Raw genomic sequence first — 26872 nt, forward strand, 5'->3', positions numbered from 1 at the left:
CGATTTACGATCCACGCTTCCTTCCCACGTTCGGTCACCCTCACGCAGTTGCGTTTCACTTTGCTCACTGTGACCAGCTCGCAGCGGGACTTGCACCCGCAGGTGTGCGCCCATGCTGGGCGCACAACAAGCAAGGAGCCCGAAGGCTCCTTGAACGTGAAAAACAATTGGGATCTGACCCCGATTTATGACCCCGATTTAGAGGGGGAGGGCTCGGGGCAGAAGATGAAGGCGAGGAAGATGAAGCCCCAGTACATGGGGAGGTTCAGGTCGGGGATGCCCAGGCTCATGGCCAGGGTGGCGGTGGGGAGGGCGGTGGCGACGAAGATTTGCATGTCGGTGAGCTGGGGGGCTTTGATGTAGCGCCACAGCAGGGACGCGAGCATGCTGCAAAAGAGCAGAGCGCCCAGCACGCCCGTGTTGCTGACCAAGCTGGCCATGAAGCTCGATGCGCGGTTACTGCCCATGCCCACGCCCAGGCCATAGGTTTCTTGCACAATCTCCAGCGCACGTTTGTTGGACAACTCGCGTACACCGTCTTTTTGCTTGATCTTGTCGACAATTAGATGGTTAACAATGGCATCGACCTTGGGCTTGATATCGGATTGGGAGTACATCTGCACCCCTCCGGTGCCGGTCAGCACCAGCAGGGTCCCCAGCACTGACGCCCGCAGTCTGTGGCTGCGGCGGGTGCTTGGGCGCAGGGCTTTGCCCAATACCCACAGGCACAGGGCAGACATGGCCACACCGGTGGCTGCCCAGCCTGTGGAGCCCAAAGTATTGATCAGTCCCAGTGTCGACAGAACCGCCGCCAGCCAGGCCCACCACCAGCCCCGCCCCAGCAAGGCCACTGCCCACAGGCCAACGGTGGTGGCTGCCAGGTAGGTGCTCAGATAGGACGGCTCTGAAAAAGGTAACCCGATACGTGGGTTAATCAGCTTCCAATTGCCATTGATGTTGACTCCATAATCTACAACACCTGCCTGCGCATAACCTGCATTGCTGCCCCAAAAGGGCAGCATGGATGGCCAACCCGCTGAACGAGCCCACTGCTCATAGAACCCAATCGCCAACACCAACACCAATGCCCCCACCACCCCGGCCTTGATGCCGCGAAGTCCGTTGGGCTGCTGCGCTGCCTGTAGCAAAAACAATAGCACCGACACATGCACCACCAGGTTCAGTGTCTGCACCAAGTTTGACAAAGTGGCCCGCAAAGGGGACAGCTTGTCGATAGCGTCCGGCTCCACCAACAAATTGACCGGCATAGCCGCAAACCAAATGGGCAAAAGCCAAGCCCCCAGCGCTGCCACACCCAGATAGGCCAACAAAAAGCCCAGCGGCCAGCGCAGGTGCTGCGGCAGCAGCAAGCGGCGGCTTTGGCCCAAACGCCACAACCACACCAACCCGGCCACCAGGGCCATGAACATGTAAGGCGACACGCCATAAGCGGCCACACCCTGTCCGCCCGCGATGCCCAGGGGTACATTCACCACCGCCGTCGCCTGCAGCACCGTGCTCACCAGCACCAGGCCACCCATGCTCATGGTCTGCGCAAAAAGGACTGCCGCCATCACGGCGGCAAAGGCTGTCATTTGCACCATCACAAAGTCTCCAATCTGGGGCTATTAGCCCGGGCCAGGCTCACCCAGTCCACCACCGCGTCGGCCGGGGTGTAGCCCGGCACCAGGGTTTGCAGCAGTGCCCGCATGCCGGGTACATCGTTGCGCAACACGCATGCCTGCAGCGCGTCCAGATGGGGCTGCAGCACATCCCAAGGCAGCAAGTCTTCGTGCGCTTTCATGATGCGTTGGTGCTGTGTGGGCTGCGGGTTGTCGCCAATCAGCAGCTCTTCGTACAATTTTTCTCCGGGGCGCAGGCCCGTCACCTGCAGGGCAATGTCGCCCTCGGGGTTGGCCTCGCTGCGCACGCTCAGGCCAGACAGCTCCACCATGCGCTGCGCCAAATCGGCAATGCGCACGGGCTGACCCATGTCGAGCACAAACACATCGCCCCCGGTGCCCATGGCCCCGGCCTGAATGACCAGCTGCGCCGCCTCGGGAATGGTCATGAAATAGCGTGTGATGTCCGGGTGCGTCAGGGTGATGGGGCCACCGTTTTTAATCTGCTCGCGAAACAGCGGCACCACCGAGCCGCTGGAGCCCAGCACATTGCCAAAGCGCACCATGGTGAAGGTGGTGTGCTGCTGGGGGCGCTGGGTGGCGGCCAATGCCAGGGCCTGCAGCACCATCTCGGCCAAGCGCTTGGTGGCGCCCATGATGTTGGTGGGGCGCACGGCCTTGTCGGTGCTCACCAGCACAAAGTTGGCCACCCCGTTGCGGGCCGCCGCCTGGGCGCACACCAGGGTGCCCCACACATTGTTGCGCACACCTTCGGCCGGGTTGTGTTCTACCAAGGGCACATGTTTGTAAGCGGCCGCGTGGTACACCGTGTGCGGCCGCCAGGTGCGCATGATCTCTTGCATGCGCAACTCATCGCACACAGAACCGAGCAGCGGCACCAGCTCGGTCTGTATGCCGGGGGCATCGCCCGCCAGCGCGGTCTGGTCGGCTTGGCGGGCCAGCTGCGCCTGCAGGTCTTGGTGAATCTGGTACAGGGCAAACTCACTCATCTCTAATAACAGCAGCTGCTGCGGCTGGCACTGCAAAATCTGGCGGCACAGCTCGCTGCCAATGCTGCCACCGGCTCCGGTTACGAGCACTGTTTTGTGGTGGGTGTTGCGGTTGATGAGCAAGCCATTGGGCTTGACCGGGTCGCGGCCCAGCAGGTCGTCGATGTCGAGCTCGCGCACATCGCTCAGGCCCACACGGCCGGCGGCCAAGTCTGTCACGCTGGGCAGGGTGCGCACGGCCACATGGTGGTGGGCCAGCTCGGCCAGGATGGCGTTGCGCCGCTGGCGCGTGGCCGTGGGCAGGGCCAGCAAGACATCGGTGACCGGCAAACGGCCCAAAACCTCACCCAAGTTTTGCGGGTTGTAAATGCGCAAACCATTGAGCACCTGGCCATGCAGGCGGTCGTCGTCGTCCAGGTAGCCCACCACCTGCATCTCGTGACCGTGGGCCATGGCGGCGGCCAGCTGGCGGCCAGCACTGCCTGCGCCATACACCAGCACCTGGGGCAGGGCAGAGCGCTTGACCAAACTCTGGTAAGCCCGCCCAAACCAAAACCCCGCAAAGGTCCGCGAGGCCCCCACCAACAGCAGCAGCAGCACCGGCTGGATGAGGCCCACCGTACGTGGCACGCCCTCAAAAGCCACACCTGTGATAACCATGGCATACAACACGCCATAAGCCGCCACGGCCTGCACCACAGTGGCCATTGCCCGTAAGTTGGAGTATCTGAAAATGGCACGGTACAGGCCCGACGCCACAAATATGGGCAAAGCCAAACACAAAGACACGCCCAATGCCAAAAGCACTGGCCCTTGCAGACTGACAAAATCACCGAGTCGAAGGTAAAAGGCCAGCCAAACCGCCAGCACACACAGTGCTACATCGACGGCCAATACAATGCCCCGCTTAACTGGGCGCGCCAAGCTCAAAACAGGGCGGGTCCACTGTGCAAAGGTTTTTATCAAGGTGTTGAGTCCTGTTGTTGGTAGTGCGTCATCATGTTTCAGCGCACTGCATCCCCGGTGCCCTTGCCGAGCACTGTAAGCACAATGAAACGGACGTAGTTGGCCACATCGAGATCGCGCAACATCTGCGCATCGGTCTGGGCCAAAAGCTCGGGGGTGGACATGTCGATACCGTTGACTTGTGCTAACCCAGTGATACCGGGGCGGGCCGTAAACACGCCCTGTGCAGCGCGGGCGGCGGTCAACTCGGTCTGGTTAAACAAACCCGGGCGCGGGCCCACCAGGCTCATGTCTCCCAGCAACACATTCCACAACTGGGGCAGCTCATCGAGCTTGGTGCGACGCAATAAAGCGCCCAAAGGCGTGATGGCCGAACTGCTGGCCAGGTGCGAGGCTACCGAGGCCGTGCCTACGCGCATAGTGCGCAGCTTTACCAACACAAAAGGCCGCTGGTGCCGGCCGACCCTCTCTTGCATAAACAGGGGCGAACGCGTATCCAGCCATCCCAGTGCACACAGCACCAGCAACACCGGCCACAAAAGTAGCAAGCCCACGCCAGCCAAGACCACATCCAACAAACGCAACACAAAACCACGCATCAAACCCATCACTCAATCCTTGTGCTCAAACATCTTGGCCAATTGCTCGTCCATGGTCACCACCGGCTGCCAGCCTAGTAGCGTGCGGGCCTTGGTGGCATCGACCTGTAAATTGCCCAGTAAACGGTCGGCCACCGCACGCTTGCCCAGCAAGCTGGACCCTGCACGCAGCCAGCTGGCGGGCACTGGCAGCAAACGGCTGGGCCGCCCTGCGGCCAGCCCCACTTTGCGCAGCAGGGTGCTGGTGGACACATCCTCGCCATCGGACACCACAAACACCTGGTTTGCCGCCTGCGGCGAACGCGCACGGTCAGCACACAGCAGTACCAAACTCACCAAATTGTCCAAAGCAACGAATGAACGCTGGTTGTGCACCGCGCCCAAAGGCAGCGGCAAACCCCGCTGCACCCATCGCACCAGACTTGCAAAGTTGCCCGGTGCACCCGGGCCATAGACCAAAGGAGGACGAATGATCACCACCTCCATACCAGTTTGTGCGGCCAGAGCCAGCAGAGCTAGCTCTGCCTCTAATTTCGAAACGGCATATGTATCGTGCGGATGGGGTGCGGCCGCTTCGTCAAAAGGCACAGAGGTCTGGTTGCCATTGACACCGATGGAACTCATAAAAACAAAACGCTTAACGCCGGCCGCCGCTGCCAGCCGTGCCAGTCGCAGGGTACCTGCCACATTCACCTCGCGGTAGGCGGCCAACGCATCGGCAGCGTTCTCACGCATCACGTGGGCGCGGGCTGCGCAATGCACCACCGTTTGCACGCCATGTAGCGCCGGCTGCCAGTCTGTCTGGCTGTTTATGTCGCCCACAACATGCCACCGAAAGCCAGAGTAGGCACTTGCAGAATTTCCAGGTGCTGCTCGAACAATCATCACTCCGCTGGCACCATTCGTCGACAATGCCTGTGCAATATGCCGACCTATAAAACCCGTGGGCCCCGTCAATAAATACATGTGCTCAGGCATCTTTCAAATGAATAAAACCAAATCGCATGGAGTTAGTTATGCAAATCAACTACATCTCTTAAAGTTGAACTTATTTTACTAAGCACCACATCTTCTGAATAGTTTCGTAAAAATACATCTCTTGGTATTTTTTCATTTAGGATCACCGGTGAACGGCATATCTCATCTATTACAGCCGCAAGCTGCTCAGGCGAACTTGGATCACAGCGCCAACCGACCGGGAACTCGCCTAACATCAAACCAATCTCTGAATCTGCATCCACAGCAGCCAATATTGGCTTGCCTGCTGCTAATGAAAAATAGCTTTTGCTTGGCACGCCCAAACCGAACATACCAGCTTCGAGGGATACCAGTGCAACATCACACATTGCCAACCCTTTATTTTTCTCAGCCAATGGCATGGGGCCAATAAATGTGATCGATTTGTTTGGGTGTGTTTTTATGAATTTTTCTACAGCGGGAACCATCGCACCACCACCAATAAATACAAATGCTGCATTTTTAGCCGTCGTCAGTGATACTGCATTTAGCAAATTATCTACGCCTTGCACGCGTCCTATATTTCCAAAGAATTGAAAAACTACATGGTCTTCCCATCCATGGTTTTTGAAAAACTCTAAATCACCTCGCGGCACAGGATAGACATCATCACCGTTTGCCCAATTAGGCACAAAAATTGTTCTAGCACGTCCATTTGTCTTTTGACGCAATAAGCTCTCCATATCACGCCCAATGCAAAGCAGCTTATCAGGGGCTGCGTACACCCATGAAAAGTAATATGCTGCAATTTTAAAAAGAGGGTTCCCTTTTTTTATAAGACTCGCTGCGAGTAAATTATCGGGAAAGACATCATGAACAAGCAGGACCCACTTAAACCTTAACAGGCCCTTCAGCACCGGCATTAAGCAAAGTAAAATTGCTGGGTTAGTTCCTGTAAATACGATATCTTTTTCTCGGATTGCTTTGTAAATTTGAAAAACCAAATCAAATGAAATTTTGATTTGGTTTAACAGTCTTTTCAATATCCCCGTATCACCTTCGAATGAGTCATATTTATTAAAAGACCGCGGTCTCAAGACCTCAACATCGAAGCCATCCGCTTTTAAACCAGCAGCAATTCTCGACCAAAAATAACCCGTTGAATTTTGACTTTCTTCAACGTATTCGGCGGCAATAATAATCCGACTCATAGAACAATCAGATCCGACTCAATACTTCTTCCAAACCACCCGATTCACATAATCGGTATAGCTGTGAATGATGCGAACGACTTTGGCGCTCACATTGGGCATGCTGTAGTCGGCTACCAAGCGCAAGTCGCGCTGCTCGCCCCGTGCCTGCGTGGCCACAATGGCCAGGCCCTGGCGCACGCGGTCCACTTCCAAGCCCACCATCATCACGGCGGCTTCTTCCATGCCCTCGGGCCGCTCGTGCGCCTCGCGCAGGTTCAGCGCCGGAAAGTTCAGGATCGACGACTCTTCGTTGATCGTGCCGCTGTCTGACAACACGGCCCGGGCGTTCATCTGCAGGTTCACGTAATCGTGAAAGCCCAGCGGCTTCATCAGGCGCACATTGGGGTGAAACTGTGCGCCCGTGGCGTCCACCCGCTTTTGCGTACGCGGGTGGGTCGACACCACCACAGGCAAGCCATGCTCTTCGGCCACGCTGTTGAGCACGGCCACCAGTTTGGTGAACGACTTTTCAGACTCGATGTTTTCTTCGCGGTGCGCACTCACCACAAAGTATTGCTGTGCCGTCAGGCCTAAACGCGCCACCGCGTCAGACGCCTTGATCTGCGGCAGGTAGTGGTGCAGCACCTCGTACATCGGGCTGCCTGTTTTGATGACCTGGTCCGGTGGCAGGCCCTCGCGCAGCAGGTAGTCGCGGGCAATCGTGCTGTAGGTCAGGTTGATGTCGGCCGTGTGGTCCACGATGCGGCGGTTGGTCTCTTCGGGCACCCGCATGTCAAAGCAGCGGTTACCCGCCTCCATGTGGAATATCGGCACCTTGCGCCGCTTGGCCGGAATCACCGACAAACAGCTGTTGGTGTCGCCCAGCACCAGCATCGCCTCGGGCTGCACCTGGGCCAGCACACCGTCTACCCCGGTGATCAGGTTGCCAATGGTGTTGGCCGCGCCCGTGCTGCCTTCGGCACTGTTCAAAAAGAAGTCTGGCTTGCGCACGCCCAGGTCGTCAAAAAACACCTGGTTCAGCTCGTAGTCGTAGTTTTGGCCGGTGTGCACCAGCACATGGTCGCAATGCGTGTCCAGTGCGGCCAGCACGCGTGACAGGCGAATGATCTCGGGGCGCGTGCCCACGACCGACATGATTTTGAGTTTTTTCATGGTCATTTAAATGGGTGACGCCACCGTATCGGGGTTGGCGCGGTCAAAGACTTCGTTGGCCCACAGCATCACCACCAGCTCGTCTTGCCCGGTGTTGGTGATGTCGTGCACCCAGCCGGGGATGGTGTCTACCACCTGGGGCTTGTCGCCCGATGTAGTCAGCTCAAAGCGCTCATCGGTCAGCAAATGCCTGAAGCGGAACAGCGCAGTGCCTTTGATGACCAAAAACTTTTCGGTCTTGGTGTGGTGGTAATGACCGCCACGTGTGATGCCGGGGTGGGCCGTGAAGTAGCTGAACTGCCCGCTGTCGGGGGTCTTGAGCATCTCCACAAACACGCCGCGAGGGTCGGCGTGTTGCTGCACCTCGTAGGCAAAGCGGTCATTGGGCAAGTAGCTCACATAAGTTGCGTACAGCGCCCGCACCAGCCCGGTGCCCACCCGCTCGCTCATCAGCGTGGTGCGGCAATCGCCAAAGGCATGAATCTGCGCAGCCAGCTCGCCCAGCGTGGTGGTGTACAGCGGGGCCACCACTCCCTGCGACACACCGGCAGCGTCAGGAAACAACAAGGCATCGACCGCCGCCACCAGGCTGGCAACCACATCGTCCACATACACCAGCTGCAGGCTTGCTGCCGGGTCGTTGATCTGCACGGGCAAGCCCCGGGCGATGTTGTGGCAAAACGTGGCCACCACCGAGTTGTAGTTGGGCTTGCACCACTTGCCAAACACGCCCGGCAGACGGAACACCACCGCCGGGTTGCCCGCATCTTGGGCCAGCGCCTGCACGGCATGTTCTGCCGCCAGCTTGCTCTGGCCGTAGGGGTTGTCCCGCTCGGCCTGGGTGGACGAAGCCAGCACCAGCGGCACACGCCGCCCGCCACTGGCCACTTGCGTGGTAATGGCGTTGCAAATGTCCACCGTCAGCCCCGTGTTGATCTGCGCAAACGCGCTCGGGTCTGCCGGGCGGTTTTCTCCGGCCAGGTGCACCACCGCATCGGCCTGGGCCAGCAACTGCGGCAAAGCGGCCACGTCGTCGCTACGCACAAATTCAGCAACCGCAAAACGCGGCAACTCGCGCAGGCGCACCACCAGGTTTTTGCCAATGAAGCCATTGGCTCCGGTCACCAAAACACGGCAAACAGCATTCGTCATGGCTTACTCCTCCGCCTCGACGACCTCGCCGCGTAGCGTGGCTTGCATGAAGCGCAGCTTCATCAGCAGCGCCTGCATGCCCTCCACATCCAAGCGGGAGGTGTTGTGGGAGTTGTAGTCCACTGCCTCAGAAATACGCACTTCGCCTTGCTCCACAAACTTGCCGTAGTTCAGGTCGCGCAAGTCGGGCGGCACGCGGTAATAGCCGCCCAGGTCTTGGGCGGCGGCCATTTCTTCGCGGCTGAGTAGGGCTTCGTACAGCTTTTCGCCGTGGCGGGTGCCAATCACGCGCACCTCGTGCTCGGGCTTGCCCAGCAGGCCGGTCAGCGCCTGGGTCAGCACGTCGATGGTGGCAGCAGGGGCCTTTTGCACAAAAATCTCGCCGGGCTGGCCGTGCTCAAACGCATAGAGCACCAGGTCCACCGCATCGTCCAGCGTCATCATGAAGCGGGTCATGGCCGGGTCGGTGATGGTGATGGGCTGTCCGGCGCGAATCTGCTGGGTGAACAGGGGAATGACCGAACCCCGCGAGCACATGACATTGCCATAGCGGGTGACGTTGATCACCGTGCCTCCAGCACTGCGCGATTTGGCTACGGCCACTTTTTCCATCATGGCCTTGCTGATGCCCATGGCGTTGATTGGGTAGACGGCTTTGTCGGTGCTGAGCACCACCACGCGCTGCAGGCCGCAATTGATGGCGGCCTCCAACACGTTTTCGGTGCCCAGCACGTTGGTCTTGACAGCTTCGAGCGGGTGAAACTCGCAAGACGGCACCTGCTTGAGGGCCGCTGCGTGGTACACAAAGTCTGCCCCCCGCACCGCGCCCAGCACCGACTGGTAATCGCGTACATCGCCAATGTAGAACTTCAGCTTCGGGCTGTTGTACTTCTTGCGCATGTCGTCTTGCTTCTTTTCGTCGCGGCTGAAGATGCGGATCTCGCGCAGGTCTGAATCCAGAAAACGGCGCAGCACAGCGTTGCCGAATGAGCCGGTGCCCCCGGTGATGAGGAGAGTTTTGTCTGTGAACATAAAAAAATGACTAATCGTTAGCCGTGTGGTTGTAGGGTCAACATATCGCGTATGACCCCCAGGTAGTTCTCTGCTCGCTGTTGCGGGCTTGGGTATCGCTGCACATGGGTACGGGCCTCGTCGCACATGCGTTGCTTTTCAGATTTTGTCTGCCTGAAATAAGAGTCTATGACGCGTGCAATGTCTGCCGGATTGTGTGGATCGAAATACTGGCAATGATCACCACACACGTCTTGCATGAAAGAAAGATTTGACGCGAACAGCGGACGGCCTACCATCATGGTCTCAATCGGTACGGCCGAAAAACACTCCAGAAGGCTAGGGAAGACAACACCATCCATGGCAGCGTAGAAGGCTGGACACTGACTCAGAGTCAGACTCCCTACATTGACAATGGTGTTGCGAAAGTGTTGGCTGCATGCGGCCCATTCATCTGGCGAAAAGGTCACGAACACGTCCACATCACGACGGTGGGTCACCCAAAGATGTTGCTTTACGTCCGCCAGAATAGCCAGGTTTTTGTGTGGGTAGTTTTGTGAAATCAAACCCAGCCGCAGCCGCCTTGGGTGCGCGGGGAGGTGTAAGGGTGCCCAATGTTCCGGCTCGCCAAAGACCGAATGCACAGCGCTATAGACGACATGGATCTGCTTGTGCACGAAGAAACGGTGCCGCTGCAGACCAGTCTTTACATGCTCGAGTTCCACCACCAGCTCGTCGGCGCGTGAGTTGAACCAAGACTGGAAAGCATATTTTGCTTTTGTGCGCCACCGCTGCAAAAAGCCCATGCGTTCAGTCAGGGGGTTGTTTGGATACACGATGTTGGGCTGCGCAAACCCAAATAAGTGGCGTGTATTGCGACGCAGAAAGTAGGCGGGCCCAAACACTGTGAAAACAATGTCAAAGCCAGCGAATTCATGACTTAACTCCTGCCACAGGGCGCTGATGCCTGCATAGCCACGCGTATGGCAGGATTTGAACACCCCTAGGTCAGTACCTAGATCAAGCAGATTGCGCGCAACTTTTGATGAAAGCAGAACAGACAGCTCCAACCCACCATGGTCCTTGCGGCTAAGACAATCCAACACCGATGTGGCTACGGCTACCCCGCCGCCATTGTGCAGGTTTGAACAGTTAATGAGGACGCGTGCCCGCGTCAATCCTGCACCTTATTCATCGCAATGTCTGCGGCAATTAACGGCACATACCACTGCAATACACGACGCCAGTGGTCTGGATCAAACAAAGGGTCTGTATCTGGTAGCAAGTTGTGCAAAAATTTAGTATTGATCGATTGACTATAGCCCGCGTCCACGCGTTCTACGTTAGCCGTCCGGCCCAGCACGTTCGCAATTTCCATGTGAATGTCGAGCACAGAGACTTGCGTGGATGCGGCAATATTCTGCGGGATCCCCACACCCATGCTGCTACGCACTATCAGCGTGGCCACCCTGGCAAAATCACGCACATCAAGCAGATTGCGCATGGAGCGAGTCTGAATTTTTAACACCCGATCCTGCAATATAGACTCAACAAAGTAGCTAACTAAAGTGCGGTTGTGCACCAGACCCACCACTTGCGGCAAACGGAATACATGACACGAGGCTGACTTTGACAGCACACGCGCCTCCATGGCCAACTTGTGCTTTGTATAGGGTGTCTCAATACCGCTGTCAACGCTGCAAGTTGAACAGTACAGCACATGCATGTCGGGATAGTTGGCTATTGCATTGTCAACCAACGCCGCTTCGCGCCCAAAGGCCTCGGTTCGTGTTTCTTGCGAATCAGACACACCAGATGCCAGGACCAAAGTGGGTCGCCCGAAGTCTGCATCGGCGAGGCTTTTGGAAATCATGCCACTGCCAATAATTATGTTTTTATGGTCCATTCTTCCGATCTCATTTAATGATGCAAGGCACCATGGGTGTTGCGCACATCACTTATGAAAAATTCAGCGCCTCAGGCCTTTAGGGCTTCACGGCACAGCTGGGTCTTTTGCGCGGGCGTGGGGTAGTTGATGAGCACCGCTCGAAACTTGCCCTTGAACACAAACAAGCTACCGGCCGCTGCGCCCACCACACCCAGCTTGGCCACCAGCGCAGATATATGGTCGAGAGAACCTGCGCCGCCCATGAAGGTGACTGGCACCCGCAGCGCCTGCCTGAACTGGCTGGCTAGCTCCAGGTCGTAGCCCTGCATGAAACCATCGCGGTCCACCGAATTGACGACGATCTCGCCCGCGCCCGCGTCCTGCAGTTGCTGCGCCAGTGCAATTGGGTCCAGCTTGTGGGTCACGGTGGCGTTGCGTGTGCACACCTCGTAGCCCTTGGCAAACAGACCCGACTTTTTGCGTACGTCAAGCACCGCCACCACCGATTGGCGGCCCACGGCATCGGCCATCTGGCCCAGCAGGGCGGGGTTGGCAATGGCGGCGGCGCTGACGGCCACCTTTTCAACGCCCATCTCGACAATGCGGGCCGCCTGGGCTGCGGTGGTCACGCCGCCGCCGTAGCACAGGGGCATGCGGCACTCGGCGGCCAGCTTGGCAATGAGGGCAAAGTCTGGCTCGCGCCCGTGCACGGTGGCGTCGATGTCCAGCACGATCAGCTCGTCAGCTTCCTTCTCGTTGAAGATTTTCACCGCGTTAATTGGGTCACCCACGTACTTGGCGTCTTTAAAGCCTTGTGTTTTGACTAGGCCCCCTTTGTGCACCAACAGGCAGGGGATGATTCGGGGTCGCAACATAGTTTATAGCTCCGATAAAAATTTTTGCAAATGGAAATATTTCGAAACTAAAATATTGTATTTAAATATAGCATTTACGTTTTTTTGAATTTTTATTCAGTTATTGATTTAGTTAAAATAACTTCAAGAGCGCACAAAAGTAAATTCTTCATTGGACTCAGTTGCACGCCAAACGCACGTGAATCCACAATCTTCTAATTTTTTGACTGCCTTCCGTGTCGCGACCGCTCCAAATTGAGTCCATCTGTGATGAAACTCAATACATAAAATATTTATATTTGAGGAAAGATTGGCAAAATCCAATGATTCAATAAACTCATACTCTGCACCTTCAATGTCAATTTTTAAGATGGTAATTTTTTCCTCGTTGATGAGTTTCAGAATATCGGAAAACCCGAGTAGTTGTACGGTAATTTCGGCTGCACCAAGATGTACTGCTTGAGAGATTGACCCACTGACATGGTTTGTCTCATTGGGTAGGAAAAAACGTTCCATTCGAGTGTGACCGCCAAGACCATACTTGTGTAAAATAAATTTTTCCGGTTTTAGATTTTCTACGAAACTAATTGCTTTTGGTGTTGGATCAAAACCATGAACTGTGCATCTGTGCATTGAGATTAAGGACTGGGAGAAAGATATATCCTCACCAATCCCGATATCAAGCACAATTGATTTTTGATTTATAAAACCCTCTGGTATACACCAGCCACCGTAGCCTTTGTTTCCATGGTATTTTAATGGGATTTTTTTGCGAACTAAAATAATTGGCTCAAGACCAACCATTTGTTTCGCAATTACGCGAATTATTCGGTAAATACTTAATAGTTTATTCATATTGGGGGTTGAATGATTTTTGTTTTTACAGCGTTGGCGATTCTAATCTCAGGTATTTGCGTCTTCTTTTGAGTGACTTAAGTTGCTTGTTTATTATTTTAAAATACTACAGAACCAAATTAAAGTTTTTAAGATCCTCAGGATTAGAAATTCACAAAATTCCTGAGCAACTGCGCACCCCAATGGTGGCTTTTTTCGGGGTGGCACTGCACCCCATGAATGTGACCACGGCTGACCACCGCATCAAAGTCCAGCCCGTAATGGGCCGTGGCGGCCACGTCGGCTTTGTCTTGCGCGTCAAAGTAAAACGAGTGCAAAAAGTAAAACTGCGCCGCGTCGTCAAAACCTACAGAAAACAAGCGCGAGCCCGCAGCCGGATGCACATCGTTCCAACCCATGTGCGGCATGGGCAGGCTGGCCGACAAGGGGTTGGTGGCAAAGGCGCGCACGCGTCCGGGCACCCAGTTCAGGCCGGGCAAGCTGCCCTCGTCTGAGCCAGCTGCCAGCATTTGCATGCCCACACACACACCCAACACCGGCACGCCCTGGCCCAAGACCATGGCCTCTAGCGCAGGGCGCATGCCCGAGTCATTGAGGCGCTGCATGGCGTGGTCAAAATGCCCCACGCCGGGCAATATGAGCCGGGTAGCACCGGCCAGATCTTCGGCAGCTTGCGCACGCTGCGCATCAATGCCTAGGCGCTTGTAGAGCGTCATAAAGGCCTGGATATTGCCCACGCCGTAATCGACGATGCGAATCATCTGAAAAACCTTTTCTCCAGGCCCAACTTGCGCATCAAAGTGGCACCCAAGCCAATCAGGTTGCGCTTGTTTTTGTAATCTCTGAACGTGCGCTTGGGTGCGTCAAACAAGGCTTGCAACTCGTCTACCGTCAGGTCCAGCTTGTGGGCCACGTACTCAAACTCTTGCTTTAAGAAATGCTCATCCATCTCGGGCTTGGCAATACGCGCTAATGCCTCATCGCGGGTCATTTGCCCGGTCATGATCAGGCTTGAGAAATGAGCGCGGCGCTTCTCATACCCAAAACGACGGGGCAGCCAGTAGTCTTCGTAAAAGCGTGTGAAGCGCGACTCGTGGTGCTTGTGCTTGAACCGCTGCCAGCCAAACAGCTCCTCAAGCTCATTCTCTACGTCTGTCTTGATGAATGGAATCAAGTTAAGTGGGTGATGCACCTTCATCCCTAGGATTTTTTGATACCAGATTTTGTAAACAAATATATCGACCAAGGTGAAATCATCATTGGGTTTTCCATCACCATGCTTGCGCCAAATATCGGCAAACAATGTTGTGTCAATGCCTAGGTAACCGCCCCACTCCTCCGGCTCGCGGCAGCATTCGGTTGAATAGTTAGAACCCGTGATGACGTGCTTGATACCGTGCTTTTGTGCAAAACGGTAAAGTGCCGAGAAAAAGGAAGCGTCTTGAATCAAATCTTGGTCAGATATACCCGATTTAAGAAAAGCGACCTGCATTCGCTTAACGGCTTCCCAGTTAACCACTTCGGTATACAACTCCAAACCTAAGCCGTTAACTAACTTTTCAATATTGGCCACACCTTGGTCGGTATTCCAGCCAGCATCGACATGGAAAAGTAAAGGCCTAAGCCCCATTTTCGCCTTGGCAATGTAAGAAACATACGAACTGTCAAGCCCACCACTCAGGCCGATTATGCAATCAAACTCTTTACCCTTGCCATCGGCCTTGATGGTGGCCGCCATTTGAGCCAGAGCCAACTGCCCTTTTTCACCCACATCCCAACTAGGTAGAATGGTTTTATTGTAATTATTACAGTAATCACACCGTCCATCCACATCAAAAACAATACCTGGATCTGACGTATCCATGATACAAGTTGTACAAATATGCTTCGTTGCGGTTGAATTATTTGATGTCATTTTTGATTTTGTTAATTTGAAAATTTTGAAAAAATTCTTTTAACATTCTCGCGATAAGCTTTTGACCTATACAAACGAGATGCCTCAAATAGGTTGTTGTAGGAAATATCAGGAAGTTTATTTCTATTTGCAAGTGAAAATTCAAGTGCACGAACAATATCAATGCTATTCTTCTTTTGAACAAAAAACCCGTTGATCAGATCTTTGAAAATATCCTGTATACCCGCATGCGCTGTAGTTATGACTACACAACCGGTTGCATAGGCCTCGAGGATACTGATAGGCTGCCCCTCATAGGGGTAATATGTAGGCAAACAAAAAATGTGTGATTTTAAATAAAGTTCTTTTTTGTCGGTGCCATCGATAAAATTACCCAAATATTTAATATCAACTTCGTTATTTATTTGGGCTAAAAAATCTTGTCTTTTGGCGTCATCTTGAAAACCACCAACAAAAGTAAGTGTCATTTTGCGTCTTGTACCCAATGGCAGTGCACGAAAAGCGTCAAGCAACTCCACATACCCTTTCCCGCTCAACAAATTACTGAGGTACAAGATGTTCAACTGATTCTGATCGGTGAACCTCACCGCAACTTCTTCCGTAGTAGAGTGAAGATATTCATCAGCAAAATTGTGTAGAATTTTGATCTGATCGGGAGTAAAATATTTTTTAAATATCGATTTACCTCGCTCGCCCTCAACGATCACAGCATTCATTTGCCTCATGAAATAACCATTGAGCCAAGATGTAAATTTATTCTTGTTCAGCAAAATATCCATGCCGGAGCCGCCCAGCATGTGAATGACTGTGTTTTTCAGATTTTTTCGTATAAGGCAATAAATCAATAAATCCTTGATGTTGCCAAGATAAGATTCAGACAATGAAAGATATATAACGTCTGCATTTTTGGCGCCGGAAAAAATTTTATATAAAAAATTAAATACCTCTAATATGCGCCGCAACTCTGTTCCAAAAGAACGCCTGACAATCGTACGACCCGTGTTTAGAACATTGATTGACCAACCCAATTCATTGAAAGCCTTTAGTGCCTCCGCACTGGCTTTTGATTGACCATCAATAGGTGGAGGTAAGGGTGCAATAAATAACAAATTTTTTGACATCAAATTACGAGTAAAAAGATTTTTAAAACTATTTAATCTTTGGTTTTGCGGGATTGCCAACAACAACTTCATTAGGTAATACGGATCTGATAACCACAGCCCCAAGCCCAACAATTGCATCAGCACCAATATTGACCTGATTCAGCACAGTAGCATTTGGCGCTATCCATGCACGGGGCCCAATCTTCACACCGCCTGAAACTTCTGCACAGGCAATAACAAAAGCATCTTCGCCAATATCCACGTTGTGTGCAATGTGAACATGGTCATCGACCTTGCAGCCGTTGCGCAGCACAGTATCGGCAAGTGTGCCCCGGCACACCGTTGTGAGCGATCCGACCTCGACATCGTCGCCAATGACTACTGTGCCAATATGAGGCAGCCTTACAGCCTTGCCCCGTGCATCCCGTTCGAACCCAAAGCCATCCTCACCAATCACGGCGCAGGACTTCACCACACACCGCGCACCAATTTCAACTTCGTCACCGATTACGGCGTTGTGTAGGATCACCGTGTCAGGACCGATCCGCACGCCACGGCCTAACACCACGTTTTTACTGATACGGGCGGTTGGGTGAACCACTGGTTCTGCGTCGGACCAAAGAAAACCCGCCATAGATTCAAGTAAAACCAATGCACGCGCGAAATCTAAACGTGGCTGTGGCGATAAGAGGGTTGGCCCCGTTCGATCAACTGAATGCTCTTGGGCGGTCAGGAGCACCGCGGATCCATCCACCTTGCTGGCCCAAGCATTGTTTTTTGCAAAACAAAATGAGCCGAGTTGTGCAGCGTCTGCAGCGTCGACACGGTTAATGAAAACCTCTGCCGGCCCTTGCAGTGTCAACCCCAAAGCAGTCGCAAGTTGCCCTGCTGTGACTCCTGTTTTTAGTGCGCGACCCATCGGATCACCTCATAAGCTTCTGCATAGCGACACCCCACCTGAAATCCGCGCTGAACGGCCAGGCTGCGTATAAATTCCTCGTAGTGCGGGTTTCTAAATGCTTGCGACTTATAGGCCGCAATTGCACGCACCTTGCTTGCAATGTCCTCCTCGTCTAATTGCTGGAAGTAGGTCAAATCGATTTTCCGATTGTTCCAGGGAATTTCGTAGCCCAAAATACTGCACCGTTTGAAAGCCCGAAAGCCCTCTTCACTGATGACTTTGTGGTCTTGGTGTGTGTCGTAACTACTGGGTAGCACAACCAGTGTTGGATTGATTTCACGACGCAGTCGAATCATTTCCTCCAGGAGATCCTGCCGGTCCCTTGGGAAATAACGCACTTTGTGGTGAAAGACCCTCAGGTTTTCCTTCGGTATGCCCAACACTGAAGAGGCCTCGACGATCTCAGTACGTAATACGTCTGGCGAAAACTCTGCAAGTACCGATTCCTCAGCAGCACTGAACGCCGCATACCACACTTGGTTTCCTTGTCGGACCCAACGTGCAATAGAGGCTCCTGCACCCCATTCACCGTCATCGGTGTGGGGGCCCAATATCAGAATTCTTTGATTGTTCATATGTTGCGCTTAGTTAACGATCTGCAGGGCAAGTTGCTTGTAATCGAGATGGGTAGCAGCAAACTCCGAATTCGCCCTTTTAAGCTGGTCTAGCCCAGCCTGATTTTCAACCACCTTCTTTAATACGGCGGGTAGTTCACTGGCATCTTTAAAAAGGAGGTCGTTATCACCAACAAGCCAACGGTGGCTAGGAAGATCCTGCGCCAGTATTACGCAGCCATAGCCCATAGCCATCTGGGTGGTCACTGTTTGCCCAAAAGGCTGAAGAAAGCAGTCTGCCCCCGCCAGCACCGTGCGGAGTTTATCCGGTGTCTGCCATCCCAAGTCTAAAATTCTTGGGTCACTCTTAATAAGTGGCAGACAAACGGCACACACGGCATCGGTCATCCTGCCTGCAATCACCAGTTTGAGATTAGGTGAAGGATTAGCACAAAATGCCTGGAGCGCTGCCTCAAGTTTCTTGGTGTGGTCCAGCTTGCCGGTTTGGGTGATGACGATGTCGGTTTCTAAAAAACCATTTCTTGCCCGGAAGTCAGCACGTCGATACGCAACAGTTTCAGGTGCTTCAATCGTACAGCCCAATGGGTACATTCTCGTTTTTTCACGTGGACTTTCGTAAAATTCAATAGCAAAATCTAGTGATTCAACCGTAATACACAGAACCTCGTGAATTTGGTCAACACATCTACGAAAAATTGGTTTGTAAAAGCGTTTGTGGAGTATCTCTCTTGAAAGCCATGTTCTGGCGCTGTTGTTGAAGTCTTCATGACAATCAACAAAAAGTTTTACCCGTGGGTTATTTCGCGTATAGGCCGCCACGCTCAGTAGACCCCAAGCTGTTAAACCGTGAAAAAGAATGCAATCTGGTTGAAGTGTCTCTAAATATTCCCGGAGACCTTTCTGGGCGCGGATTTTTGTTGAAATCCAACCAAAAATTTTCCATGTATAAGGTAGGCGAGTAATTTTTGCGCCACATTGCAATTGGGTCGTACCAACTTTAGCTTCAACGATATGCTTCTGCTCCCCATAAGTTGTACTTGCAGCTATTACCGTTACAGTATGACCTAATCTCACATGTTCAGTTACCAATTCATTTTCTTGATATGTCAAACCATCCGTGAACGGACCGCAGATACAAATATGGACTATATTCATGGATTGTTCTTATATGTATTTTTTAATGAAAATTGCAGCCAATTGAAAATGGGGTAATATATTTATCTGTATCATTAATGGCGCTCTGACTTTCCAATCATCAATAGCGCCATTAATATAAAACCACCACCACTTAACATCGATGTAAATATAGATCCATTCAAAATTGAAAGACATAAGCCCGATAAAAGTATTGCGACTGCTTTTTGATTGTATTCATGGCTGACTAATTTAATTGCTTGAAGAGAAAGAGCAACTAATAAAGACGAAATAATTATACCTGGTATCCCAAAGGCAGCAATACCATCAGTTGCCCAGAAATTTGCATTTAGATTTGCTACTTCCGATGAAAAAAATTCAAAGCCAATAATCTGTCCTAGTTGTAGTTGATATACTTTTCCAAAAATTTTAGCTATCGGACCTACATGAGTAAAGTATGTCCATCCATTTTCTGAAAAATATTCATAATAAATTGATATCATCCAACCGCCCGTACTGAGTGTCCGCATAATTAAAAGTGATTTTAAGGTGTTTAATGATTCAAAATCCAATGCATACAGAAACCACATAGTTGAACCTAATATTAACCCAAGTAACTGGCTTGGGTTTCTACTCTTGTCGACAAGTGCACCAACGATCATTGCTTGTATCGGCATCAAAAGAGCACTCTTAGCACCATTACCCATATATAGTATTAGAGATATAAATACTGCAACTGCTAATGGTAGCCACTGCTTGCGCAGCACAGCGACAGCCAAATAAAATGGTACCGACACACCCAACAACCACATGCTTAAATAACCCGACAATACACTAGATGCATCACGAGAAGCAAATCTTAAATCATATACATCCGAGAATCTTACCAAATTCATATGAGACCTGTTTGTATCGATGAAGATAATCAATGATACAACAGTAAATATTGCCACCAGAAGCTGGACGCGTGGTGTTGCAAAATCCAACTCTTTACTCTTTACACTATACCTAATTTCATTTTTTGTTGTCGCAAACTGTAGAATAAATTGACCTGTCATTAGTGTTAGCGCCACCAATACCAGATCATTAAATGGCATGATCCACATTGCACACATGGTAATTAAGGCTGGTACGTATAGTAGCATATAAATAATAGACACCACACATACTATTGCATCATTCCGTGCGCGTTGCCAAATAGCTGGAATAATGGCTATTACATAAATAAACAGCCATTGCAACCATTCGCGATCTTCAAGGCGATAATACAGATATTCAAATGTTGGGTGCAAATAACTTATGTAAACTGCATGATAGCCTGCAGCAAAAAATATTACAGCTAGTATTCTTTTTAAGGTTTCAAGTTTAATCATTTATTTCAATGCCTTTGATTGTAATTATTTTTTTGCAAATAAATAACTGGCAAAATAATCAATTGAATACATTGCAGCTGAAAGAACTGCTAATGCAGCAACAAAGCCTTGAATGCCTGTGCTGTTACTTGACATCCATAACAGTAAAGCGCATGTGCTTAAAGCGCGGATTAAATGCCAACTGATTGTATACCACCAAGCATTAACTATAATACTTGTCCGATCGAGTGGTGTAGTGATGAAACTGGTTGCTGCTGCAATGCACAACCAAGGTGCTAACTCACCTGCTATTAGCCAACTTTCACCAAATATCAAAGGATATGCAAAAGGTGAGATAACGGATATACATGCGTACAGCGGTATTCCAATTTTACTTAGATTCAATGCAGTATTAACAAGTAATGATTTGAAATTTTTACCGTCATTATGTAATTGACACGCTCGTTGGTAATAGACCTGACCAATTGCTTGCCCAATAAGCGTTGAAGGGAGATACAATGTGGAAATCACAAGTCCATACTGTCCCAGTGCGCCTGTGCCATATCGGTCAGCGATGTATATCAGTGGAGCAAAACCTGTAATCAAGGAAATTAAGTTAGACGCTGACGTAGAAAAAGCCATCTTTTTAATTGCATTGGAAATTGGCTGTTCTTTAAACTTCCAAAAGCCTGGTGACAATGTTTGGATATCTTGTACAAGCCAAATTATTTTTCCGCTTGCATTTACTAATGTAGCAAGTATCAACCCTATGATGTTTGGAAGTGCTAAAGCTCCGCCTAACGTGCAAGCTACATATGCGCATCGCCCGATAAACTCTGCGGTTGCCGATGTACGAAAGTTACCTTTTCTTTGCACCACTTGCTGTAACCCAACAGCTAACGAAAGGACCCAAGCTGTAACCGGGGCCAACCAGAGCCAACCCACCATGCTGCCTTGGGCTTGAAGCCATGGCCAATAACCCGGCAGTACGACTAGAAGTGGCGTCAAGAAAAAAACATGAATAGCACCAAGGCGAAAGACTAGTCCAAGCACGCGATGAGACTCATTTTGGTCTGCTGGCAACATGACCAAATATTCAAAGCGCAGCGTTATCAATATGGCTAAACCGGCTACGAACTGAGTAAAAAGATTGAGTGCAGCAAAGTCGCTTGGGCTATAGAGCCGCGTAAGCAATGGCATTGCTGCAATGCCGATAACTTGTGCTGCTGTGTTACCGGATGCCTGCAAAAGCACATCACGCAAGTACTTTGACGCCGCTAGTGTGCGGCGCACTCGCGCAGCGATAGCGTCAGTTAGTGACACGAACAAGCAATGTTGTTAGTACACCTAGGACAGTTTGTTGGTCTGCTGCTGTTAGATCTGCACTCATAGGCAAGCTCATCACCCGCTGCGCGACTGCGTCACCCACGGGCAGTTGCACGCTGGCGTCGGCCACGGCGGGTTGTTTGTTCAGGGGGATGGGGTAGTGCACGGCGGTGGGGATGCCGGCTTGTTTCAACTGTTCTTGCAGGGCTTCGCGGTCAGCTACTTGGACGGTGTATTGGGCCCAGGCGCTTGTGTTGTGGGGTTCGATGTGGGGGGTGATGAGGGATACAGAAGATGGATCCACGCCTTCGCGGGGATGACATTTGAGGAGTTCGTTGTAGGTGTCGGCCACGCGTTGGCGTTGAGCCAGTTCTTCGTCCAGCACGGCCAGTTTGGGCAGGATGATGGCCGCTTGCAAGGTGTCCAGGCGGCTGTTGACACCTACGCGCACATGGTGGTAACGGCGGTCCTGGCCGTGGCGGGCGATTTGGCGCATGACTTTGGCCAGTTCGTCGTCGTTGGTGAAAATGGCCCCGCCGTCGCCATAGCAGCCCAGGGGTTTGCTGGGGAAGAAGCTGGCGCACGCAATGGTGCTGAGGTTGCAGCTCTTGCGGCCCTTGTACGTTGCGCCAAAACTTTGGGCCGCGTCTTCAATCACCGGGATGCCGTGTTTGGCTGCGATGGCGTTGATGGCGTCAAAGTCGGCGCATTGGCCGTACAGGCTCACGGGCACGATGGCTTTGGTTCGGGGGGTGATGGCGGCTTCGAGCAGGGCCGGGTCCAGGTTGTAGGTGCGTGGGTCGATGTCCACATACACCGGTTTGGCCCGCAGCAGGGCCACGGTCTCGGCGGTGGCGATGTAAGTAAAGCCGGGGGTGATGACTTCGTCCCCCGGGCCAATGCCCAGCGCCATTTGCGCAATTTGCAGTGCGTCGGTGCCGTTGGCCACGGTGATGCAGTGCTTGGACCCGGTGTAGGCGGCCAGTTTTTCTTCCAGCTCGGCCACTTCAGGGCCGAGGATGTATTGGCCGTGGTCCAGCACGCGCTGGATGCCGGCATCGATGTCGGCCTTGAGGCGCTGGTATTGGGTTTTAAGGTCGATGAAGTCCATGGCTGCCTGGATTTGATGAGGTTAATTAAAGAATCTTTTAAAAACCATAACAATGGTATTTAATGGGGACAATAGTCCATATCCATTCTTGAGGTATTCTTGTGGTGAAAAAAATCTACCAAATTTGACATTGGCATCCACATATTCTGTTTTGTATCGTCCATTTACTGCTGTTGCGTTGTATCCGTAGTCGTTGCTAAAAATAAAGTCCAGCACATCCGATTTCATCGCAATATCAAAATCAACATCATTGTTTAAAATTTTGAAACCTTTGATATAAGATAATTCAATTTTAATCAATGCATCAGTAATTTCAATTTTTAATGGTTTTATGAAACCGAAAAACTCTAAAATTTGAGGTGCTATTAAAAAATTGGAAAATGTTTTATTGCGAAATTTTTTGAATTTTTTTTCTAAAAAATCGGCACCAATTGTACTGTCACTATTAATATTGGGCTGTATTTTATTCATCAAATCATTCCAGTGCTGCTCAGCCATTTTTGTTGATACCTGTAATTTATTTCTAATCTCAAATCCGTTTTTTAGAATTAGCTGATCATATGGTTTCATAAAAAATATATTTTCTTGCAAAAGCATGAGTTGTTCTGCAACCCGCAATTTTTCAGGCGTATTTTGTTCATCATTAAGGTAAAAATTGTCAGAGTGGCTAAAATATATAAAAGAAGCGAACGGAATTACAATGTTCGGCTTTAAAATTTCAGCCTGAATTTGAATTCGCTCAAATTTTTCTTGTGCAACTTTTGATCTATATTCTTTATCGGATTCATTGCCTACCCAATTTGCATAGCCAAATTGTGTAAACAAAATATCAATTTTGCTCGATATTTTATTTGCAATATCAAATGCTGCATCTGAATTATTTACTACGCAATCATTTAAATTTAAGAGACATATATCGGCGCATCGAATCCAGCAATATGAATCTCCTGAGTGATATTTCCAATTTTTAATTTCGAAATTTGTACTCAGGTGAAAGGATTGCCCATCATTTAGCTCCAACACTTTAAAATTGTCTTTTCTTAAAAAGTTACCAATACGTCCATCCAATGTTTTTTGATATAAAAATGTTAGATCAATTTTTTCATTTTTTAATTTTTTAATGAAAGGAACCGAAAAATGATCGGAGTGTTCATGCGAGAACCAAATAAATATTTTTTTATTGCTATCAACTAGTTTTTTGATTACATCACAATTTTTAATACTCGTATCTAACAAGTTCCAGCCTTGATTAAATGCCGCGCCTTCATACCATGGGTCAATCAGTAAAACTGAATCATTGTTTTCAATCATGAAAGAAGCATGATTGAGGAATGTTAGCTTTGGTAAGGAGTTAACCATTTGATATCTCAATAACTTTTAATTTAAATTTTTAAAACTATAGGAACCAAGAAAATTGCTCATAAAAAATATCTTGTGTTCCAACTGATGTGTCACTGGTTGCACATTTAATTGCAAAAGATGGTGCAGTACGTGACTTCGATTTAATTTGGCAGCTTTTCTTCAAGCTCGGCCACTTCGGGGCCGAAGATGTATTGGCCGTGGTCGAGCATGCGCTGAATGCCGGCGTCAATCTCGGACTTGAGGCGTTGGTATTGGGTTTTGCGGTCGATGAATTCCATTGCGGTGGCTTTCGTTTGGGCGGGTCAGGCTGCGCGTGTGAGCGTGTCGCCTTGCAAGCTGTAACTGGCACCAGTGTGGGGGCAGGTGGCTGAGCCCTGACCTTGCAGCGGCAACGGAATTTGTTCGCCAAACTGGCTCATCCAGCCCACTTGGCGGGCGGGTACACCGACCATGAGGGCGTAGGGTTTCACGTCTTTGTTGACCACTGCGCCTGCGCCCACAAAGGCATATTCACCAATGGTGACGCCGCAGACCACGGTGCAGTTGGCGCCAAGGGTTGCCCCTTTTTTGACCAAGGTGTTGCGGTATTCGTTTTTGCGCTCGATCAGGGCTCGGGGATTATGCACGTTGGTAAACACCATGCTGGGGCCGCAGAAGACGCCTTCTTCGAGCGTGACGTTGTCGTACACGCTGACGTTGTTTTGCACTTTGCAGCGGTCGCCAATGGTGACTTGGTTGCCGATAAACACGTTTTGGCCAAGTGACACACCTTGGCCGATTTTTGCGCCACCACACACATGGACAAAGTGCCAAATGCGGGAGCCTGCGCCAATTTGTGCGCCTTGGTCGACGATGGCCGATGGATGGATGGTGAACTGTTGCATGTTTTATTTAGCTATCGAATATTTTTTGAATTCATTAATTAACAATGCGCCATAACGTTTCGATCCTATTTCATTCAAATGATGTTCATCATGATAGATAAGATCTCCGCTGTTAAATGGCAAGTCATTAAAAAAAACATCTTTAGATAAATCTATAAATTTTACATTTGAATACTGAGCTGACATTTTTCGCATCAATTCATTGGCTTCATGCCAATCTGTATCCATTTGAGTTGGCACTCGCACACCCAAATGTGAAACGTGTGCTACTCTTTGTGGGTTACTTTTCATCTTCGGCACTTGAGCAAGCACCCAAATATTTTTCTTATTATTTCTGGCGTACCGCAATAAGTTTTTAATTAATTTATGATTTTTCGGGTTTTGCAACTGATATGACCACATGCCTGCCAGAATGATATTTTTAGATTTTTTAATCAATGGATCAATCACTTTAATCTGACTGAGACATTGTGCGCGAGAATATTCTGGTATTTGCATTAAATCGAATCCGATAATTGGCAAACAACTGCTGGCTGTGATGACTTCAACTTTTATGTCTAATTCTTTACCAAATGTATCTGCGGCGAGGTTTAGTTGCGCAGCATGACTGTCGCCGATTAATAATATTCTCCTCTCTGAGGATTTACTACCACGATCACAAATGGGCAATATTTTCCCGTGACAAATGGTTTCAGGATCTGCATACCTTTTATATTCAATTGGCAAATCAGGGACTTTTGAATTGATTTCTTGGGCAAATACTATAGGTGAAATACCCAAGCAAATCACTGGTGTAATTTTTATGAAATTAAAAAGATAGGTCTTTTTAATATTCAGTCTACATTTACTTTCAATAAACATCCAAGATAAATAGCCAGCAACTGCGACAAAAAATGCGTATCCAAAAATAAGGTCTAGCGTCCAATCAAAATTGCCGTATATGTAACGCCCATACGCAAGAATTGGCCAGTGCCAAAGATAGATTGAAAAAGACATAAGCCCAATGAGCTGGACAGTTGGTGTGCCGAGTAGTTTGAATATCCAGCCGCTTTGAATTTCTGCAGTTATGACAAGTGCAACACCCAAGCAAATTATGGCTGCTGTAGCTGGCGAAAATTGATCGCTATTAATAAAACTAATGGAATACAATATCAAAACAAAGCCAGTAAGAGCAAAAAATATTTGATTATTTTTGATCCACTCAAATTTATATTTATTTAAAATAATAGCAAGTGAGCAACCCAGCAAAAACTCAGGCGCTCGCAGAAATAATGAATAATACAGCGACTGACTGTTGTTGCTCGCTCGCCAAATCAACTCTGCGGCAACAAAACCGGAAACACTAACTATTAATAAGAACCATACAAAATTCAGCCGTTTGCTGAGCATAAAAATGATGGGGAACAACAAGTAAAATTGCATTTCTATAGCCAATGACCATGTATGCAACAAGGGTTGTAGGTTCATTTTTGGAGAAAAATAGTCTCCGTAACTTGAAAAATATTGATTTGAGAAAAACAAAATGGCTTCAAGCCATGAAGTCTTGAATTGAGTAAAATTTTCTCTGGTAAATACAATTGACGTTGCAATACCGATAACGCCCAACATCACAATGTAGGCGGGTACTATTCTAAAAAAACGCTGAAGCCAAAACTTCCATACGTTTATTTTTTCTTGAATAAGTAGTGACTGTGTAATCACAAAACCTGAAATGACGAAAAACATGTCCACGCCCAGATAGCCGCCAAGCAGCCACTTCGGATTCATATGGCATATGACGACGGCCAATATGGCTATCGCACGCAGTGCTTGAATATCAGGCCGTAGCAAGCTTTTTTGGCCTGCATCCATCATTTGCATATTTGGATG

The 26872-nt window shown here is 50.1% G+C and carries 24 protein-coding genes and 1 pseudogene; all 25 read right to left on the bottom strand.

All coding sequences use genetic code 11. The features are described 5' to 3' along the window. Positions 1-185 precede the first annotated feature (185 nt). Positions 186-1604 (bottom strand): hypothetical protein, encoded by a 1419-nt coding sequence (locus tag B9Z49_RS09690; protein ID WP_108353251.1) that lies wholly within the window; start codon positions 1602-1604, stop codon positions 186-188. Then, entirely contained in the window at positions 1604-3598 is a 1995-nt protein-coding gene (locus tag B9Z49_RS09695; RefSeq protein ID WP_108353252.1) for a nucleoside-diphosphate sugar epimerase/dehydratase, read from the bottom strand. The genes B9Z49_RS09690 and B9Z49_RS09695 overlap by 1 nt, the downstream gene beginning before the upstream one ends. A 38-nt stretch (positions 3599-3636) precedes the next feature. Next, the gene (locus B9Z49_RS09700) at positions 3637-4206 is read right to left on the bottom strand and encodes a sugar transferase (protein WP_233254581.1); all 570 of its coding nucleotides are present in this window, start codon (positions 4204-4206) and stop codon (positions 3637-3639) included. 3 nt (positions 4207-4209) lie between these two features. Then, complete coding sequence (locus B9Z49_RS09705) at positions 4210-5175, bottom strand: NAD-dependent epimerase/dehydratase family protein (RefSeq protein WP_108353253.1); 966 nt, start codon at positions 5173-5175, stop codon at positions 4210-4212. A gap of 32 nt (positions 5176-5207) precedes the next feature. Further along, a complete protein-coding gene (locus B9Z49_RS09710) occupies positions 5208-6365 on the bottom strand; it encodes a glycosyltransferase family 4 protein (RefSeq protein ID WP_108353254.1) in 1158 nt (385 codons plus the stop codon). 18 nt (positions 6366-6383) lie between these two features. Then, on the bottom strand, positions 6384-7520 hold the full coding sequence (wecB, locus tag B9Z49_RS09715; protein ID WP_108353425.1) for a non-hydrolyzing UDP-N-acetylglucosamine 2-epimerase: 1137 nt from the start codon (positions 7518-7520) through the stop codon (positions 6384-6386). 6 nt (positions 7521-7526) lie between these two features. After that, complete coding sequence (locus B9Z49_RS09720) at positions 7527-8672, bottom strand: NAD-dependent epimerase/dehydratase family protein (protein WP_108353255.1); 1146 nt, start codon at positions 8670-8672, stop codon at positions 7527-7529. Between the two features lie 3 nt (positions 8673-8675). After that, a complete protein-coding gene (locus tag B9Z49_RS09725) occupies positions 8676-9704 on the bottom strand; it encodes a polysaccharide biosynthesis protein (RefSeq protein WP_108353256.1) in 1029 nt (342 codons plus the stop codon). Between the two features lie 17 nt (positions 9705-9721). Beyond that, on the bottom strand, positions 9722-10861 hold the full coding sequence (locus B9Z49_RS09730) for a glycosyltransferase (RefSeq protein ID WP_108353257.1): 1140 nt from the start codon (positions 10859-10861) through the stop codon (positions 9722-9724). Next, positions 10858-11589 (bottom strand): hypothetical protein, encoded by a 732-nt coding sequence (locus B9Z49_RS09735; RefSeq protein WP_108353258.1) that lies wholly within the window; start codon positions 11587-11589, stop codon positions 10858-10860. Before B9Z49_RS09735 ends, B9Z49_RS09730 begins: the two co-directional genes overlap by 4 nt. Before the next feature lie 71 nt (positions 11590-11660). Further along, entirely contained in the window at positions 11661-12446 is a 786-nt protein-coding gene (locus B9Z49_RS09740; RefSeq protein ID WP_108353259.1) for an AglZ/HisF2 family acetamidino modification protein, read from the bottom strand. A 123-nt stretch (positions 12447-12569) separates the two neighbouring features. Then, entirely contained in the window at positions 12570-13280 is a 711-nt protein-coding gene (locus B9Z49_RS09745; protein ID WP_108353260.1) for an FkbM family methyltransferase, read from the bottom strand. A gap of 143 nt (positions 13281-13423) precedes the next feature. After that, on the bottom strand, positions 13424-14041 hold the full coding sequence (gene hisH / locus B9Z49_RS09750) for an imidazole glycerol phosphate synthase subunit HisH (protein WP_108353261.1): 618 nt from the start codon (positions 14039-14041) through the stop codon (positions 13424-13426). After that, entirely contained in the window at positions 14038-15195 is a 1158-nt protein-coding gene (locus B9Z49_RS09755; protein ID WP_108353262.1) for an N-acetyl sugar amidotransferase, read from the bottom strand. The genes hisH and B9Z49_RS09755 overlap by 4 nt, the downstream gene beginning before the upstream one ends. 11 nt (positions 15196-15206) lie before the next feature. Continuing rightward, positions 15207-16388, bottom strand: a complete 1182-nt coding sequence (locus B9Z49_RS09760) for a glycosyltransferase family 4 protein (RefSeq protein WP_158273469.1) — start codon at positions 16386-16388, stop codon at positions 15207-15209. Continuing rightward, positions 16345-17217 carry a hypothetical protein gene (locus B9Z49_RS09765; RefSeq protein WP_108353264.1) on the bottom strand — a complete coding sequence of 291 codons (873 nt, stop codon included), beginning with the start codon at positions 17215-17217 and terminating at the stop codon, positions 16345-16347. The genes B9Z49_RS09760 and B9Z49_RS09765 overlap by 44 nt, the downstream gene beginning before the upstream one ends. Then, positions 17202-17834: a PIG-L deacetylase family protein gene (locus tag B9Z49_RS09770; protein ID WP_108353265.1), complete on the bottom strand. Its 633-nt coding sequence runs from the start codon at positions 17832-17834 to the stop codon at positions 17202-17204. The genes B9Z49_RS09765 and B9Z49_RS09770 overlap by 16 nt, the downstream gene beginning before the upstream one ends. A 9-nt stretch (positions 17835-17843) precedes the next feature. Then, on the bottom strand, positions 17844-18989 hold the full coding sequence (locus tag B9Z49_RS09775) for a glycosyltransferase family 4 protein (RefSeq protein WP_108353266.1): 1146 nt from the start codon (positions 18987-18989) through the stop codon (positions 17844-17846). A gap of 74 nt (positions 18990-19063) precedes the next feature. After that, entirely contained in the window at positions 19064-20341 is a 1278-nt protein-coding gene (locus tag B9Z49_RS21575; RefSeq protein WP_146188513.1) for a hypothetical protein, read from the bottom strand. A 24-nt stretch (positions 20342-20365) separates the two neighbouring features. Beyond that, complete coding sequence (locus B9Z49_RS09780; RefSeq protein WP_158273470.1) at positions 20366-21613, bottom strand: lipopolysaccharide biosynthesis protein; 1248 nt, start codon at positions 21611-21613, stop codon at positions 20366-20368. 16 nt (positions 21614-21629) lie between these two features. Continuing rightward, on the bottom strand, positions 21630-22757 hold the full coding sequence (locus B9Z49_RS09785) for a DegT/DnrJ/EryC1/StrS aminotransferase family protein (RefSeq protein ID WP_108353268.1): 1128 nt from the start codon (positions 22755-22757) through the stop codon (positions 21630-21632). A 21-nt stretch (positions 22758-22778) separates the two neighbouring features. After that, positions 22779-24116, bottom strand: a complete 1338-nt coding sequence (locus B9Z49_RS09790) for an MBL fold metallo-hydrolase (RefSeq protein ID WP_108353269.1) — start codon at positions 24114-24116, stop codon at positions 22779-22781. 152 nt (positions 24117-24268) lie between these two features. Then, positions 24269-24397: pseudogene (locus tag B9Z49_RS09795) on the bottom strand (aminotransferase DegT); the annotation flags it as partial. A gap of 24 nt (positions 24398-24421) precedes the next feature. Then, on the bottom strand, positions 24422-25003 hold the full coding sequence (locus tag B9Z49_RS09800) for an acyltransferase (RefSeq protein ID WP_108353270.1): 582 nt from the start codon (positions 25001-25003) through the stop codon (positions 24422-24424). 3 nt (positions 25004-25006) lie between these two features. After that, a complete protein-coding gene (locus B9Z49_RS09805) occupies positions 25007-26863 on the bottom strand; it encodes an acyltransferase family protein (protein ID WP_108353271.1) in 1857 nt (618 codons plus the stop codon). Positions 26864-26872 lie beyond the last annotated feature (9 nt).

The sequence above is a fragment of the Limnohabitans sp. 2KL-51 genome (assembly GCF_003063645.1).
Lineage (GTDB): Bacteria > Pseudomonadota > Gammaproteobacteria > Burkholderiales > Burkholderiaceae_C > Limnohabitans_A.

Bases quoted from the DNA above. Each gene is read 5' to 3' on its own strand.
- B9Z49_RS21575 (WP_146188513.1), bottom strand. From the start codon at position 20,341: ATGATTAAACTTGAAACCTTAAAAAGAATACTAGCTGTAATATTTTTT.
- B9Z49_RS09745 (WP_108353260.1), bottom strand. From the start codon at position 13,280: ATGAATAAACTATTAAGTATTTACCGAATAATTCGCGTAATTGCGAAA.
- B9Z49_RS09800 (WP_108353270.1), bottom strand. From the start codon at position 25,003: ATGCAACAGTTCACCATCCATCCATCGGCCATCGTCGACCAAGGCGCA.
- B9Z49_RS09690 (WP_108353251.1), bottom strand. From the start codon at position 1,604: ATGGTGCAAATGACAGCCTTTGCCGCCGTGATGGCGGCAGTCCTTTTT.
- B9Z49_RS09705 (WP_108353253.1), bottom strand. From the start codon at position 5,175: ATGCCTGAGCACATGTATTTATTGACGGGGCCCACGGGTTTTATAGGT.
- B9Z49_RS09710 (WP_108353254.1), bottom strand. From the start codon at position 6,365: ATGAGTCGGATTATTATTGCCGCCGAATACGTTGAAGAAAGTCAAAAT.
- B9Z49_RS09775 (WP_108353266.1), bottom strand. From the start codon at position 18,989: ATGAATATAGTCCATATTTGTATCTGCGGTCCGTTCACGGATGGTTTG.
- wecB (WP_108353425.1), bottom strand. From the start codon at position 7,520: ATGAAAAAACTCAAAATCATGTCGGTCGTGGGCACGCGCCCCGAGATC.
- B9Z49_RS09700 (WP_233254581.1), bottom strand. From the start codon at position 4,206: ATGGGTTTGATGCGTGGTTTTGTGTTGCGTTTGTTGGATGTGGTCTTG.
- B9Z49_RS09735 (WP_108353258.1), bottom strand. From the start codon at position 11,589: ATGGACCATAAAAACATAATTATTGGCAGTGGCATGATTTCCAAAAGC.
- B9Z49_RS09755 (WP_108353262.1), bottom strand. From the start codon at position 15,195: ATGACATCAAATAATTCAACCGCAACGAAGCATATTTGTACAACTTGT.
- B9Z49_RS09805 (WP_108353271.1), bottom strand. From the start codon at position 26,863: ATGCAAATGATGGATGCAGGCCAAAAAAGCTTGCTACGGCCTGATATT.
- B9Z49_RS09770 (WP_108353265.1), bottom strand. From the start codon at position 17,834: ATGAACAATCAAAGAATTCTGATATTGGGCCCCCACACCGATGACGGT.
- B9Z49_RS09785 (WP_108353268.1), bottom strand. From the start codon at position 22,757: ATGGACTTCATCGACCTTAAAACCCAATACCAGCGCCTCAAGGCCGAC.
- B9Z49_RS09790 (WP_108353269.1), bottom strand. From the start codon at position 24,116: ATGGTTAACTCCTTACCAAAGCTAACATTCCTCAATCATGCTTCTTTC.
- hisH (WP_108353261.1), bottom strand. From the start codon at position 14,041: ATGATTCGCATCGTCGATTACGGCGTGGGCAATATCCAGGCCTTTATG.
- B9Z49_RS09765 (WP_108353264.1), bottom strand. From the start codon at position 17,217: ATGGGTCGCGCACTAAAAACAGGAGTCACAGCAGGGCAACTTGCGACT.
- B9Z49_RS09725 (WP_108353256.1), bottom strand. From the start codon at position 9,704: ATGTTCACAGACAAAACTCTCCTCATCACCGGGGGCACCGGCTCATTC.
- B9Z49_RS09760 (WP_158273469.1), bottom strand. From the start codon at position 16,388: ATGAAGTTGTTGTTGGCAATCCCGCAAAACCAAAGATTAAATAGTTTT.
- B9Z49_RS09720 (WP_108353255.1), bottom strand. From the start codon at position 8,672: ATGACGAATGCTGTTTGCCGTGTTTTGGTGACCGGAGCCAATGGCTTC.
- B9Z49_RS09740 (WP_108353259.1), bottom strand. From the start codon at position 12,446: ATGTTGCGACCCCGAATCATCCCCTGCCTGTTGGTGCACAAAGGGGGC.